The sequence below is a fragment of the Myxococcus sp. CA023 genome (assembly GCF_010998615.1).
Taxonomy (GTDB): domain Bacteria; phylum Myxococcota; class Myxococcia; order Myxococcales; family Myxococcaceae; genus Myxococcus.
The window spans coordinates 1-1084 of sequence record NZ_JAAEAH010000180.1 but is presented as its reverse complement, the minus strand read 5'-3'; the positions used below and the strand labels follow the sequence as shown (position 1 = coordinate 1084).

General features: G+C 66.9%; 1 pseudogene. It reads left to right on the top strand.

Features of this window, described 5'->3' with window-relative positions:
* Positions 1 to 1084 (top strand): annotated as a pseudogene (locus F8M74_RS37155) (hypothetical protein); the annotation flags it as partial.

Below are 1084 nucleotides of genomic sequence, written 5' to 3'. Positions count from 1 at the left end.
GGACGGGACGCACACGTTGCAGGTGAGGGCGGTGGATGAAGCGGGCAACGTGGACCCAACGCCCGCGATGCATACCTGGGTGGTGGACACGGACGGGCCTCCGGCGACGATTCGACTGGGCCCGCCGGACCCCAGCAACCAGGCGACGGCGGGCTTCGACTTCGATTCGACGGCTGCGGATGTCGTGCGCTTCGAATGCCAACTGGCGGAGGTGCCCGCGACGGGCAGTTCGACGACTGGCACGTGGGCTACATGCCCCGCCTCGAAGCTCTATTCGAACCTGACGCATGGCTCGCGCTACACGTTGTTGGTACGCGCGGTGGACCGTGCCGATAATCGGGGGACGGACGTCCCGCACTCGTGGACGGTGGACCTAGTGGCGCCCGACACGGAGTTCACCGCTGCGTTGCCGGAGGTGACGTCACAGAACGTGCCGTTCGCATTCGGCAGCGACGACACGGACGTGGTGCGCTTCGAGTGCAGCCTGGATTCGGCGCCCTTCGCGACGTGCACCTCGCCCTTCACGCCTGTCACTCCGCCGATGGACGGGACGCACGCGTTGCAGGTGAGGGCGGTGGATGAAGCAGGCAACGTGGACCCGACGCCCGTGATGCATACCTGGGTGGTGGACACGGACGGGCCTCCGGCGACGATTCGACTGGGCCCGCCGGACCCCAGCAACCAGGCGACGGCGGGCTTCGACTTCGATTCGACGGCTGCGGATGTCGTGCGCTTCGAATGCCAACTGGCGGAGGTGCCCGCGACGGGCAGTTCGACGACTGGCACGTGGGCTACATGCCCCGCCTCGAAGCTCTATTCGAACCTGACGCATGGCTCGCGCTACACGTTGTTGGTACGCGCGGTGGACCGTGCCGATAATCGGGGGACGGACGTCCCGCACTCGTGGACGGTGGACCTAGTGGCGCCCGACACGGAGTTCACCGCTGCGTTGCCGGAGGTGACGTCACAGAACGTGCCGTTCGCATTCAGTAGCAACGACACGGACGTGGTGCGCTTCGAGTGCAGCCTGGATTCGGCGCCCTTCGCGACGTGCACCTCGCCCTTCACGCCTGTCACTCCGCCG